General features: G+C 39.8%; 11 protein-coding genes and 1 pseudogene. 5 read left to right on the plus strand and 7 right to left on the minus strand.

The genetic code is table 11. From position 1 onward, the window contains the following. The first annotated feature begins 66 nt into the window (after positions 1–66). Complete coding sequence (locus AACW45_RS29530) at positions 67–3,933, plus strand: ATP-binding protein (RefSeq protein ID WP_190636602.1); 3,867 nt, start codon at positions 67–69, stop codon at positions 3,931–3,933. 84 nt (positions 3,934–4,017) lie between these two features. On the opposite strand, the gene AACW45_RS29535 is transcribed toward AACW45_RS29530, so the two are convergent. The 3 genes and pseudogenes from AACW45_RS29535 to AACW45_RS29545 form a co-directional block, all read right to left on the minus strand. Then, complete coding sequence (locus AACW45_RS29535) at positions 4,018–4,704, minus strand: hypothetical protein (protein ID WP_190636603.1); 687 nt, start codon at positions 4,702–4,704, stop codon at positions 4,018–4,020. 691 nt (positions 4,705–5,395) lie between these two features. Next, positions 5,396–5,740 (minus strand): annotated as a pseudogene (locus tag AACW45_RS29540) (hypothetical protein); the annotation flags it as partial. A 3-nt stretch (positions 5,741–5,743) separates the two neighbouring features. Next, entirely contained in the window at positions 5,744–6,760 is a 1,017-nt protein-coding gene (locus tag AACW45_RS29545; RefSeq protein ID WP_190636614.1) for a tyrosine-type recombinase/integrase, read from the minus strand. A 185-nt stretch (positions 6,761–6,945) separates the two neighbouring features. On the opposite strand from AACW45_RS29545, the gene AACW45_RS29550 reads away from it, so the two are divergent. Continuing rightward, positions 6,946–7,584 carry a hypothetical protein gene (locus tag AACW45_RS29550; protein WP_199331262.1) on the plus strand — a complete coding sequence of 213 codons (639 nt, stop codon included), beginning with the start codon at positions 6,946–6,948 and terminating at the stop codon, positions 7,582–7,584. A gap of 86 nt (positions 7,585–7,670) precedes the next feature. On the opposite strand, the gene AACW45_RS29555 is transcribed toward AACW45_RS29550, so the two are convergent. Next, on the minus strand, positions 7,671–8,129 hold the full coding sequence (locus AACW45_RS29555; RefSeq protein ID WP_190636605.1) for a hypothetical protein: 459 nt from the start codon (positions 8,127–8,129) through the stop codon (positions 7,671–7,673). Then, the gene (locus tag AACW45_RS29560) at positions 8,122–8,907 is read right to left on the minus strand and encodes a ParA family protein (protein WP_306415014.1); all 786 of its coding nucleotides are present in this window, start codon (positions 8,905–8,907) and stop codon (positions 8,122–8,124) included. The genes AACW45_RS29555 and AACW45_RS29560 overlap by 8 nt, the downstream gene beginning before the upstream one ends. A gap of 573 nt (positions 8,908–9,480) precedes the next feature. Between AACW45_RS29560 and AACW45_RS29565 the strand changes: the two genes are divergently transcribed. Then, positions 9,481–10,443: a ParM/StbA family protein gene (locus AACW45_RS29565; protein WP_190636607.1), complete on the plus strand. Its 963-nt coding sequence runs from the start codon at positions 9,481–9,483 to the stop codon at positions 10,441–10,443. Positions 10,444–10,445: 2 nt separating this feature from the next. After that, entirely contained in the window at positions 10,446–10,736 is a 291-nt protein-coding gene (locus AACW45_RS29570) for a hypothetical protein (RefSeq protein ID WP_104902259.1), read from the plus strand. 52 nt (positions 10,737–10,788) lie between these two features. Here the strand turns inward: AACW45_RS29570 and AACW45_RS29575 are convergent, their stop codons facing one another. Continuing rightward, a complete protein-coding gene (locus AACW45_RS29575; RefSeq protein WP_190636619.1) occupies positions 10,789–10,938 on the minus strand; it encodes a hypothetical protein in 150 nt (49 codons plus the stop codon). A gap of 28 nt (positions 10,939–10,966) precedes the next feature. Then, positions 10,967–12,601 carry an ATP-binding protein gene (locus AACW45_RS29580; RefSeq protein ID WP_190636608.1) on the minus strand — a complete coding sequence of 545 codons (1,635 nt, stop codon included), beginning with the start codon at positions 12,599–12,601 and terminating at the stop codon, positions 10,967–10,969. A gap of 268 nt (positions 12,602–12,869) precedes the next feature. Between AACW45_RS29580 and AACW45_RS29585 the strand changes: the two genes are divergently transcribed. After that, on the plus strand, positions 12,870–13,499 hold the full coding sequence (locus AACW45_RS29585; RefSeq protein ID WP_190636610.1) for a primosomal protein: 630 nt from the start codon (positions 12,870–12,872) through the stop codon (positions 13,497–13,499). Positions 13,500–13,694 lie beyond the last annotated feature (195 nt).

Consider the following 13,694-nt stretch of genomic DNA (forward strand, 5'->3'; position numbering starts at 1 on the left):
CACACCTTGATGAACTCAGCAAATTATTGTTGAAAAGCTGAATATAATTCTTATAATAAATTAAAAATGAAAATAAGAGAAGCTCAGGGACATCTTTTCGAGTTAGCATTCAATGCAGGAATATTGACAGCAATTCATCAATCAGGGATGAAATATGCCCACATGGATTTATTCATTGATGACCTGAAACGTATCAATCATCGAGGAGTAGTCAATAAACTTGTTGAGATGAAACTGTTAGAAGGATTTATTGATGCGGAGAGTCAAAGAATATGGGCTGCATGGGGTAAATTTTTACTCTTACGAGGTCATCTCGGTGGTTTAGGTTTATGGAAGGAATTGATGGACTCCTTGGAATTTTCGTCCGCTTCTAATAGAAACTGGGAACTACTGTATATGCAATGCTGCCTCTCAGATGAAGCCAGCATGAGAACGCTAGAAAAACATCAGCATGACCGATACTCTCAGATTCTTTCGCAGTTTGATATTACCGCAGATAAGGTTACACCTTATATAAATAAGTATGCCGACACAGGAGAATTTTTAAAAGCGGATACATTGATGCTGATGTCGAAAGACGGAGAAAAAAACAAGGAATATTACATTATTTGTGTTGATTTGTCCGCCTTTACTGTGGAGAATAATCAGGATAATGAATTGAATTCTCAGAAAGATAATGATGAGTCAAGACATGAACAAGAACAGTTTGAGTTATGGAATTTATCAAGCGCTTCGTCTATTCTTGGATATTTAAAAGCAGAACTGCGTTATTTAATGTCCAAAAGTGTTTATCATCAATTAAAAATTGACACCCAAAAAGGGACTAATCAGCAATTAATAGGGCAATATATTCAGGATTATCTTACAGCTTTTTCTTATTACGACAAAGATTTTGTTAAGTTGGTACAGGCAGCATCATACTCAGCAAGTTTCGTCAAATTTCTTGATTCAGAAAATAGAATACCCAAGGATGCGACCGTACAAGTGACAACGATAGGTTACACTACACGAGGAATTAGCACCTTAAATGTTAGCCGGGAGGACTTTCACATTCTTGACCTTTGCGCCGAGGCATATAAATCGATGAAGGGACGGCAAAAGTCGGATAGAGAAAATTCCATCAATACTTATGAAAATACGCTGTTTAAGATGCTTAATTTAATTAAAAAAAATACTGTATATTGTCTTTCACGTTCGCTTGAACAAGTAGGAATTTCGGTAAGAGAAGAATTAATAGAAAAATCTCAGCCAGATAAACTTTCTCATGAACAAAAAGTCCACAATTTTATGGACTCATTATGTGATACTAATGTTACAGAAGATAAAACTGTGTGTTTCAGTGAAATACTTACAAATTTTAATAATCCCTCAGATTTTTTAGATACTTCAATCAGTGAAAAATACCATCTAACTGAGCAAATTTCTTTAATAAATGCCCACGCAAAAATAATTCAGGAACATCTGTCAGGTAATTATCGTAATCTGTTTCTAACCGGGAATCCGGGTATTGGTAAAACAACAGCGGTGGTGAATTTTATCCGCGAACATGCTCACGAGGGTTTCCTGTTTTTCTACATTAGTCCGCGTCTCTCTGTAAACGAAGACACGGTTAATAAATTTATAGATAGAAAAACAGGTAATTTGTTCGCTGATGACCTGTATTGTATTTCCACGAGTCACGCTCTGATTGCTACCAATAATAACCAGCCTACGGTGAGATATTATTCTAATGGCAATAACCAAACTTTTGAAAGCTTAGGGGTAACTTTTCATGGTGCAGAATATGATAAAAAACGGAATACCAACCGAAAGAATTTAATAAATCGTCAGTCCCGCTCTTCGCTCGGCTACAACAACAAATCCGGAACCGGAGTTATTAGAAGTTTATGTGACGCAGGTCATATTCTCATCAAACAGCAAAAAAATAAAATTGTAATTACCTGCTCAACTCAATCCCTCCGCAAATTGAATAGTGGAGGTGACTCATTAGATAATTTCGAGAGACTATTTCGTTCAGTTACAAATAATGGTGATGTAATTCCGGAGTTAATGAGTGAATTATCTTCACGCCTAAAGCATATCATTGTCATGATTGACGAAGTAACAGGTGACAATGCTGGAGTTGAGTGGTTTCACTCTATGAAGAAATGGTTAGGAAAAAAACTTGAGTTATTTGACCCTTCATACGGTTTCAATACAAAGTTGATTATTGCCGATGCTTCTCTTACAGGTCTTGATGTTGTTAAACCGCATCTCGGTACAAAGGAAGCGGAACCAGATAAAATCTATTGTTCTTTTGTTGATAAAAAGCAAGAACCATTAGAAGTTAGTTATCTCTCTTTTGGCGGTTATTCTGCACCGCCAGGCAATGTTGATTCTGCTGTTATTAATGTTAACTCATATCCAGCTAAACAAATTGAGATAACTTACCAAGTGTTTTTTGAAGTGAACAAAATCAACGATGATGGTTCCATTAAATTTACACCTGGTCAATCAGCACGAGATGAGTCTTTAATAAACGAAATAATCCACTATGTTAATCACCCAGAATTAGGACAATTAATTGTTTATATCCAGGATAAACAACGTCTAAGACAATTAATTTCCCTAGTCAAAAAGAGACTTTTTGGCTTCGAGAAAAATGATATTTATCTAGAGATACATTCCCAAGTAGCTGATCTGGAAATGCTGCTCAAACGCAAGAATCAGGTACGGGTAGTGTTTATGACATCATCTGCGGCTCGTGGTATTTCTTTTCCCCTTGCTAAACACATAATTGTTGAACTACCAAGATTTCAGATAGAAAATAACCTGATGGAGATAATTCAGGTAATTTATCGAGGTAGAGGTGAGTTTGGTGAGGGACAAAATAATGACCGCGCTCATAAGAAAATAACAGTTTACATTATTGAAAAAGTTTTTACAAATGCACCTAATAATCAACAAAGTAAAAGTACCCGCGCCGCGAATTTAATAGGTTCTCTACTCGTCTTACGGGCGGCGATAATGACGCGAATTTTGGGTGCTGGGAATTTAGGTGGACACAACGTAGCCATGATTCCCGTCGGTGGTAAAGCGATATATTCAAGCGGTGAGACTTTCAGCACTCGGATTAAATCTTTGATGCAGTTACTACGAAGTCACCAGCGGTTACATCCAGATGATCAGGATATTAAACTTGTTTGTGAAAATCTGTTTACTTTATTTAAGTCATCCGAATTTCTAATTCAATCTCCTCGCATATCCAATTCTTCTGTTGTCCAGCAACCAGCTAGAAAAAAAATTAGCTTGCTGTCCTTATTGGAGCTAGGAGTGGATTTTTTCTTTGACCAATGTTCCTGTATGGCTGAATTGTTAGAAATAGAAATTAGTCCGCAGGTTTACATGGACGGTTCATTATTGATTATCCCAATGAATAATCATACTGTAACATCACGTTATAGTATAGATCCTTATTCTCAAATTCGCTCTTATATAACAACAAACTTTAGGAATGCACTAAAAAATATCAGTCAAGGTGATTACTCAGAAAATATCAAAAATGAAATTTTGTTTGCCATTGATTTTATAGAACACCTGCTCCAAAATGAGGGTAACACTCAGCAAATAAGCGATTCTAGTAATTTTAGCGATCAGTACTTAGCTATTCCCCTACATTTTTTGTTAAAGGATGAAATTCTTCAATCCTCATTCATAGGAGATGCAAATTCTCCTATGAGTTTTGATTTTCGTATTTTACTAGAGCGTTATATTAAAGCTTTATACCCTACTAATGATTTTCTTCCTATTGGTAATGGCTACCCTGATTTTCCTTGGGTAATTTTTAAAAGTTACGATTTGGCACAAATTCGTCGTAGTTTGTTTAAAGCAAATTACTTTCTTAACTCTCGCTCTCTAAATCTTCTCAATTTAATTTTGTCAGCAAATAATTGAATTGTTCATACAAAAATTTCTACTACTTAATAGCCAAAAATTAATTTATAGACTATTTTCATCCACTTTATCCTAGCTATAAGCCTATTTTATAACAAGTTTATCAGCGTTTGTAATTATCCAAATATCCTGGCTGTTATAAAAATCTCCACGTTGCTCTAATGTAAAATTACCTAGCAACAGTCCCAGCCATACCTCAACTATAGATATTTTCAATGCACTTTGTAGTTTATTTAAGGAAATTTCGTCTTTTACATGTAGAAGATATTTGGCGATCGCGCCTTGCCATTCTTGCACATCTTCATCACCTGCCAACTTGTAAACATCTTCTAAACTCGTCACCTCATCGAGCATTGCCAAAACATTCGCTTTCTCAACAGGTGCTATTACAGAATCACCTTCTTCAGTAGGATGTGAAAATTGGTGTGGCCTATGCGGTTTAAACGTTTGTGGTATTTCCGGTTCAATCAAATCATCTAAATCTAAGTGCATTGTTGTCCGTACTAACCCAGCAAATATATCGGTACTAACAATTGGCCCCTTTGGGCTATGAAGAGAGCGGGTATCTTGCAACAGCACTTCGGCACGAGACTTAAGAATATCCGCAATTTGACTGAAGGCAAACGCTGCGGTTGATAACTGTGCCTCCAAGGGTAAATTTTCTAGCTCGACATCTAAACATTCCCACACCGGTGCTAGTGTTGATGTTGGTGGAGCTTCTGACATCTCATCCAGCACATCCCAGATTGTTAATTGGCGGTATGTGGTCATCGAAAAGATTCAGGATTTAATGGGCAGGGTCGCACTGGGCAGTAGCTTGAGGTAATCTCAAACATATCCTTATATTGATACAGTGAGACACCATATTGAAATGCAAATGCTTGCAATACCTGATCTGTATAGGCACGGATCTTGCCAGCCGTTAGTGTGATTTGAAACAAAAAATGAGATTTTAACTCATGATATGCTTCAAAAATGAGTACCTCAGTTTATCCTTCACTTTTAACATTCGAGTTTTTTTACTAATAATGATTATCGTTTAGAAGATGAAAGGAGGGATACGAGCGCCGCTCGTATCCCTCCTTTCGGTTTGATTATCATTATTATTCAGCCACGATTTGAGTAGGCGATCGCCCAACAACAGAGCGATCGCTTGGACAATGAAATATTTTATTTTTACTCAGATATCTACTAAAACAGAAGTTTTGAACCATAACATGGGCATTTGAACCATATTTTGAATTGAAAGTTTATAATTGGGCAATTTTTTTAGAGATTTTTTGTACAAGTTTTGTCCAAATGTGTTTTTTCAACTCATTCTCTAATTATGATTCAGAATTTCAACTCTCTCTCATGTATGAATGCAAAGTTTAATTTTGTGATTGGCGCGAAAGCCTGAATTTTCGTTAACTCTTTTCTAATTTATGGATCAAAATTTTTCTCACATTATGATTCAAAGGACAGTTAGCCCAAAACAGTGAATTGGTTCTAGGCGACAAATAGGCTTTTGCCCAAGCCAGAGTTCTGCACCCAAGGCGTGCAACGGCTTATCCCCCGGTTCTTTATACAAATACAGCACTGCAAAATATGTTGCTGGTGGTTCGACTGCGATGACCTCCGGTCGGGCGTAGCCCATCGCATCAATTTCTGCTGAATTCTTCTGCGAGCGGTGGCGGTAAAACGAACGGCGATTGTGGCAGACTTTTGGATTCCAACACCCGTCCCCTTGTGGCCCATGCAGTAGTTTAGCTTGAGAAGCTGGTAATTTGGAGCATAGCTGACATTTGGGATCAAGTGGCTTGGGCATACCTTACTCCACTTCTTCGCCAATGGCACGATAGTAGGCAGCGATCGCCGCTTCTTGTTCACTGCGAAGCGTGTACCGCCGAAACGCTTTCTCGCTTTGATGCCCTGTTAATTTTCGTGCATGGCTGGGGTCAACTCCCAATAGCAATAAGTCAGTAGCGTAGGTGTGACGAAAGGAGTGAGGATGTAAATCCTCAATGTGAGCTATTTCACCAATTTTTTCCACAGCGAAGTAAATGCCGTGATAACTTAAGCGTTCACCTTTGTATGAAGCATGGTGTGAAATCATCAGTGGGCTAAGGCTGGACAACACCTCTCCTTGCTGTGAGCGCGTAAGCAAATACTCTGCTAAAACCTCCCGGCTCTCTTTTCGCAGTGGCACTAGGCGCGGTTCATTGGTTTTGGTGTCTGGTAAAAATAGCAGCTTGCCATCAAATGATCCAACATTTAGCTGTACAACTTCCCCAGCCCGGAGTCCATGACTGAGAATGTGAACTAGTGCTGTATCCCGTTGCTTTGTTTCTCCCAGCAATTCCAACGCTGACCAAACCCGTTCCATCTGTTCTGGGGTTAAACTCTGGGCTGGTGGTAGTGGCACTTTTTCCAGTTTTATCCCCAGTGTAGGATTAGTAGCAATAATCTCAGGATACGTGTAACACATCCATTTGAAAAAGCTTTTGAGTGCCGCAATTCCCGCATTGATGCTGCTTTTTGAAAGCGGTTTACCTGCATCAGTCCGTATTTCATCATGGAGATATTCTTTATATAGCGCAAGGTGACGTGGACGCAGTTCATGATAGTGCAGCTCACTCCAAGCCAAAAACCTTTTGAGTTCGCGTTCGTAGAGTTTGCGGCTGTTGGGTGCGAGATTGTTGCTGCGTAAAAATTCCAGAACTTTTACCCACCGAATATCGGTTGGTGGTCTTGTACTAGCCGTGCGCCCAGTCAGCAATGCTGTTTCAGCGTTCAGAGGAATGAGTTTAATCGGAGGTAAATTATTTAGTTCAGGGTTATTCACAATAATTATGCGATCGCACTCGGTGGCTCTGAATTTAAAAATTCAGTATACACGATCGCGGTGTGAAGACAAAATAAGATACCCTTATCTTTTATCCGACATAAACTACGATTAATATTAATGCCCTCCCACAGCCTCCGGTTCTAGCTATTAAAATAAATTTATTAAGCTAGAACTAATTTGAAATTATGCCACGTAAGATATGTGGACTTGGCTTTGACTGTGCCTCAATGATGTTGCAACCGGGTATTGACCCTGGAGAATGCTTCAATTATCCAACTTGTGGAGCAGCTATTAAGTTGACTCCAGACGAGGAAATCGAACTAATTCGCGTGCGGGAGATTGCCTCTCAACAACGGCAACAGGAGTGGGAACGCAGAGAGGAAATCTTTAGAACCACGCGCCGCGAAGCGGCAGTGATGATGCTGATGTCGAGAGGTTGTCCTCAAAGTGTACAATCGCTGGGCGTTGCTGCACAAATGGAAGCGATCGCCGCCTGTGTTGAACGATTGCATCATAACTTAAATAATCTAGAAGGATGCTACATTGCTCCTGGTGGCTGTGAAGTACATCATTATAATGTGAAGCGCCCAAGTGGAGTTTATGGATACAACAAACTCACTGCGACTGAGCCAATATTTGAACCATCCGAAAAACAGCAGAAAGTGAAAGTTGTTCATTTAAGCCATGATGACGATCCGCGAAACACTGAAGCACGGCTGGGGATTGAGCGCCGAAATCAGTTAACTCGTGTACGAACGCTTTTGGCAACAACTGTGGAACTGTTACAAGAGGCAGCCAATACCCTAGACTGTTCAGTTTTCTGATGAGGAGCGCTCAGTTTGAAGTGTCTTCTGGCATCTTTAGGCAAACGCTAATACCCGTAGCCTATCACGGATGGATTAGGGTTAACTTAATCGTTAACGTTAATTTTCTTAGCCAATGTCTGAAATTTGCGTTGTTCACCAGCTTGTTTACGCTGTTGATAACGTTTTCTAGCTTGGTTTAGTACCTCTTGCAATAATTCCTCATTTTCTGAGCAGACGATAAATGCACCTTCTAGGAAAGTATCTCTAGTAATTTTATTTACATTGCAAAACGTATCTAGCTTGGTATCAATATCCTGTTCTAACCTGATTGTTCGCCTGATGATCTGGGGTAACTCTAACTGCTGTTCTTGATTAGAAGTGCTTACCTTATCGTTTATTACTTCCTCACTATCTAAATCCGGTTTTGGTTTCTCAGATAAATGACTAAATTCAGTAATTTGGTCATTTAGTAAGTTATCATGTTGTACTTTTACAAGTGTTGTATCCCGTGCTGGAACACTTGGACGTGTCTTTTTCTTAAGGCGCTCAAAAACATCAGACATTCTTTTGTAACCTCTCGATAATTTCTTGGAAAGGAGTTTCGAGTTGTTCAAAGCCTAGAGAGGACAAACTTACACCTTTATCTATGGCCTTTTTAAATTGTTCAGATTCTAAAATTGAAGGTAAAACGACTATTTCTTCGGCAATTGTTCGCATTGCACTGATACTCGCCTTACTTTGTGCGACTTGGTTATTACCTACCCATTTATCTCTGAATGGCAAGATGCCAAGCACTATCCCTGAAAAAGCATCAATTTCTTGAAGTTCCTCAACTAAACTTAGAGTTCGGATGAGAGAATTTACACCTTTGGATGATGCTTCTACAGGAATGATGATATGGTCAGCTGCCCCCAACGATGTAAGGCAGATTTGCGATCGCTGAGGTGGCGCATCGACAATGCAGTATTGGAATAAATCTGATATCTCTTTTAAGCGTTTGCTCAGAACAATAGCTCCCATACCGCTCCCGGACAAAAATTCCTGAGCATTATCTAATCCATCATCAGCAGGAATTAACCATAGGTTTTCTCCGATTTCGTAAATACCGTCTTCAGTATTTATCTGTTTTTTGAGAACTTCTAAAAGTGTGGGTTGATTCTGCTGAACTTCGTGCCCCAGGTAAAAAGTTAGGTTCGCTTGGGGATCGGCATCAATCATCAGTACACGCTGTCCTGTTTGAGCAAGCATTCTACCCAACAAGATTGCAACAGTTGTTTTTCCCTGGCCACCGGACAAGGATGCACAAGTAAGAATTAACATTTTACTGACTACCAGCAGCATGGTGTAAGTTAGTCAATATCATAATGCATAATGTTGTTTTTAAGTTGTTTAGTCATTATATAATTTAGTCATTTGTAAATGACTAAATTGTACTTAACGCTATTTAGCCATTACTTTAGCTCTCAAAAAGTCTTGCTCTTTGGGAAGGAAGATGGCTGTTCTGTAAAGATAGGTTTTTGTCCTATTTAGTTGCTGCTGATTTTAATCAAGACAGAATTTAGTCATTCATAAATGGCTAAATTATATAACGACGCAATCTAGTAAACCAGTTTTATTTTATGAATAAAATAAAACTTCAAAAATGATGCTGGGGGCTATATAGGGGTTATATGTACCCCAAAAACGATTCAGGACTTCGATGAGTATTTGACACCTATATAGGGTATATATGGGTGTTTTATGGGGTACACTTGACTGACTGACACTTTATACCCCACTTAGCCCCCAAGGGGGTATGATAAGCTCTTGAGGCTGGAGAAAAAAGAGGTAGTCATTTTATTCTTCTCTCCTCTGCTGCCCCATATCTCGTCAACTGCTAACTTTTACAAATTGAACCGTATTACCTTTCCTCCAATGTCGAACATTCATACCTTACAAAAAATTTTTCCTGCTGGCTTTGATAACGGTTATGGAAGCCTAAAACTTTTAGTCGATGGCTTTGAAGTAGTTCGTGTCCCCAGCTATATAACCAATGCCGAGATGGAAGATGTACCCGGACGAGTAGTTTTTAATGGTACTGCTTACACTGTTGGAGAATCAGCCTTCCGCACAGGTTATCATTTTGACCGGAATACAGACAACAATGAAAATAAAGTCAATAATGCGTTGTTGACTTTATTTGGTGCATTGGCACATCTGCCACACCGTAAGGCTTGGCACTTAAAATTAGTTGTCAGCTTACATGATGTTGGTCTGGCTGACGAACTGCAAAAAGTACTAAATGGAGAATATCAGCCGATACTTGCTGGCAAACAATCAGAGGTGAAAGTAGAAGTGCTGAAAGTTGTGCTAGAGGGAATGGGTGCATTATTTGGCCATCAACTGCCGAAAAAATTAACAATTTTGGACTTTGGCAATGGAACGACTCTGTATTCTCGTTACAACCAGGGGAAACGAGAAGTTCACACTGCCTATCCCATCGGTGTAGAAGTTCTCATCGATGATATCTCTCAAAAAATGAAACATCTAAATGGGGGAAAAATCGGGGATGCCTCCAAAATCCGATTTTGTCTGGAAATGGGACATACCAAGTACAGCCGTGACATAGATATCAAAGATGTCTACAGCGCTTGCTTGAAAGATTGGTATGAAAAATACTTGAAGAAAGTGGTGAATCTGACACTTGATGCCAAGCACCAAGGGGATGAAATCTGGGCTATAGGTGGAGGTTGCCTCTTACCTGGATTTAAGAAGCTCTTAGAAAAGAACGGTTTCAAAATTCTGGATAATCCAGTGGAAGCTAATGTCTTTGGGCTTCTAGAAATGGCAAAAACCATTATGAGCAAGAATTCACCAAACACATCTGGGAAGCTATAACAATGACAGACAAACAAGACTTGACACCGGAAAAAGTTCGGATCAAAGATAGCTATCGTGAGCGGATATTTGCAGAATCACAGCAATTAGGTAAAAGTTACCTGGAGACGCTTTACTTTATCATTGATTGTTATTTTGCTTTCAGAAAGGGTACATTCCCTACTCAACAAGTAGCTTTCACCCCGATTAATACTGAGTCAAACCAACTTATTCAGCCGACTAAAGAGCTATCTACAGACTCTAAACCAGAGGATTCTGATGACCAAACCTTCAGCCTTGATTTTGATTTGTAAGGGAAATATAGGGCTCCCGTGAGGTTGGTCAGCCGGTGCTGTAGTCTCAGAGTCAGCGCCCAAGGATGTCACCAGTCGAAGTTAGAGAGCTTTTCACCCAGATATTTTGGTTGTGATAAAAATTACCACGTTGTTCTAATGTAAACCCACCCAGCAATAATCCCAACCATACTTCTACCATCGGTATTTTAAAATCCGACACAAGCTGAATTTCAAAAATTACATTCGACTCACCCAAATAACTCCCGATGCTGATAAGCAAATCGAGAAACATCCAGACTAGCCACAGGTTTAGCATAAATAGCCTGATTGCGAATTGCCTGTATCTGTTCTGACTCTCGCTCCATAGCTGGTGTGAATTCTTGTCGCTGTTTCAGCAAATCCTCAAACTTAATTTCCCCTGGTCTACCTTGATAAAAAGCCTCTTCAGCACAACGACGGACTGCATTACCAATTTCTGCTGGACTGCAAATGCGATATTCAGCCAAAAGTCTACGCCATTGATCATCACTCCAAGGTGAGTTATTATCTCGAAATGCTGGAAAATACTTAGCTAGATGTAGATTGAAAACTTCATATCTTGCCCCTTCATGGGGTAAGTCCACAAAAAAGATATCATCAAAACGGCGAACTAACTCCGCAGGTAGCATTGACAAGCGATTGACAGTAGCAATGGTATAAACTGGCTCTTGATGCTCTTGCATCCAAGTCAACAAAGCCGCAGATAGCCGCCGTGCTACACCTCCATCTGCATTGGAGTCCCAGCCAGCAAAGCCTTTATCAAAGTCATCCCAATAAAGTACGCAGGGAGAAAGGGAAGTCACCAAAGCAATAAACTCCTTTAATGCTCTGTCGGGATGAGGATCGCCCAGTAGTACACCCCAATTAGCTGCTAACAGTGGCAATCCCATTTTCTTAGCTGCTAACTTGGCAGAAAGACTTTTACCAGTACCTGGTGGGCCCCATAAGAGCATCCCAGTGGGAAACTTCAATCCATATTGCTTTGCTTGAGGTTGAAGTAGACAGGTAATAGTTTCCAACCTTTTCTCCAGTAAATCTAATCCCCCGGCTGAAGGTACATCCGGTTGAGCAATGTACTCTAAACCCCGACCCCGCAGTTTGCTAACTTTATGCTCTAGCACTAATTGGGCGATTTCCTCAAGCTGCTCTGTAAAACCTAAACATTGCTGTAGTAGCATATTTATCTCGCCTATGGGTAAACCCTGACAGGCACGAAAGAGCAATTGCAGCGCTGATGTTTTTTCTGTTGTCTTTAACCAAGAATTGCGATCGCCTACGGCACGGCGCAGCCGATCGCACTCTGCAAACTGCTGAAGCTGGGGATGGCTACTTCCAACCCAGGCATCACAAAACTGCTCTACAACCATCTGTACCTGCTGTTGATCTGGAAGTGGATTTGATAGCACAGGAATAAAAGGCTGTAATTCTAGAGGTAGTTGAACGTAAGTTTCCAATAACACCCAGTAATGACGTTGCTGACTCCAGAGAGCTTGATGACAGGCATTTAGTAATTGATAGCTAAATTTTTGACTTATTTTGCTACCATCACCCTCATTTAGAACTCCCTCCAGTAAATAAATGCCTGGTTGATATTCCTCCAGAAGATACTGAATAATGTCCCCGTCTTTACCCCTGTCAGTTGACTGTAAGATGTACTGACTTTGATGCTGAATTAATTGCTGTAGTCCACAGTAACCAGGATTCCAGACAAAGACTGACAAAGAACGTTCTTCACCCCAATGGTAAAACTGCTGTAGTATTTGCATTCTGTCAGGCGTATGATACTCCACAGCCACAATTGGAGTATTTTGGTTAGCTAGAGCAGGCCAGTCTGTCAACTTCATAAATCTGACTTCAACAACTTACTTTCCCCTTTTAGAGCAAATTTATTACTGATGCTTTAGCCACACGGATAATTATTACTAACGGGTTGGCTATATTTCTTGTGTGAAAAAGAGCGATCGGCTCCAGCACAGCGTTAATTTCAGAAACTACTCCGCCAAAATTCCGGTTCATCTAAAAAAATAGGTTTGAAATTGAAGGGGAATGGATGTAAAAGCCGCGATTGCGGCAAGGAGGTGAAAAATTAACTTCATTAAAGGAAGCTGTAAAATGGCTATCGCTAGAGCTAGAACCAATAACAACAATCGCAACGGAGCTAATACTAAAACATCTGCCAAAACTAATGGCGCATCTGCAACAACTAAATCAAAGGTAGCGAATGCTTCACCACAAGAAGAGGCATTAGCATTGTTGAAGGAATTGCGGAACCTAATCTTCAAAGAATATGGCGTTAAGTTGCAGCTACGGGATTCGCGTGTTTCAACTAAAATCGGTCATGCAGCGCGTGAAAAACTCGGACTTGATATTGCTGCTCAGGTGAAAAAGAAAGGTGGTAACAAAAAGTTTGATTGGCAAAAATGGAATACCAAATTATTTACTAAATTGTTTGGACAACCAGATGCACTCAAATATGCACCAGAAGTAGTGGCAATTTTCATGAGTATGCTGTACGACACTATCAGCACTGACCCAGAGCAAGCAATAGCAGATTTAGTTGAATTCAACCGCGCATCTTTGGAACGTCGTAATTCTTTCCAAGAACAAGAAGAGGAAGAACTTGACGATTTAGATGACGAACTAGACGAAGACCTGGATGAAGATGAGGAGGATATTGAAGATGAACTTGACGAAGATTTAGATGAAGATGACGAATTAGATGAAGAAGATGAGGACGATTAAATAACTCCGACTTATTCTCAGTAATTGACAGAATAATAACCCAGAATAACCATGTATTGCCTCAAACAATACAGGTTATTTTTTTGCCGAATAACTGGAGTTTAGACTAAATGGAAGCAAACAGAAAATAACAGCAACAGATTTACTGAACTAAAAAAATACACCATAAACGGGTAGGGGAAGCGCCCCAAAAAA

Source organism: Calothrix sp. FACHB-168, assembly GCF_963889195.1.
In the GTDB taxonomy this organism is placed as follows: Bacteria; Cyanobacteriota; Cyanobacteriia; order Cyanobacteriales; family Nostocaceae; genus Aulosira; species Aulosira anomala_A.